Annotated in this window: 1 protein-coding gene; it reads right to left on the bottom strand. The window is 42.0% G+C overall.

Annotated elements, in window-relative coordinates:
- The coding region (locus OM074_RS21735) for a hypothetical protein (RefSeq protein ID WP_301202728.1) at positions 1-376 on the bottom strand (376 nt) is incomplete at both ends.

Raw genomic sequence — 376 nt, 5'->3', positions numbered from 1 at the left:
GTATATGTTCCTGCACTAATGGCGTCATAATCCTTAACATTGGAATTTGAGGTGCCATCATCAGCCACACTTAACAAACGGTTACTTTGATTGTTGTTTTCGTAGGTATAAGTCAGCTCGTCAACCTTGATTCCCCTGAAGTAACGGTTCAGTTTTTTAATGTTTCCGTTGGCGTCGTAATCCGGAACAGACATGGAATATTTACCCGTTCCACTTTCCAGCGTCAGGCCTTCACCGTAATGGGCATCAGTTAAACGGTTTAAACCATCATAAATAAAACTATATCCGCGGGTTGGAACATCATCACCTTCGGTTTTCCATAACATGGCAGATATATTACCGTTGTATTGAGGAGTGGTGTTGCTCAGATTATCGG

Origin of the sequence: Plebeiibacterium marinum, from assembly GCF_026013615.1 — a bacterium.
GTDB lineage: Bacteria > Bacteroidota > Bacteroidia > Bacteroidales > Marinilabiliaceae > Saccharicrinis > Saccharicrinis marinus_A.
The sequence above is the reverse complement of the archived record's forward strand: the minus strand, read 5'-3'. Positions and strand labels throughout refer to the sequence as shown.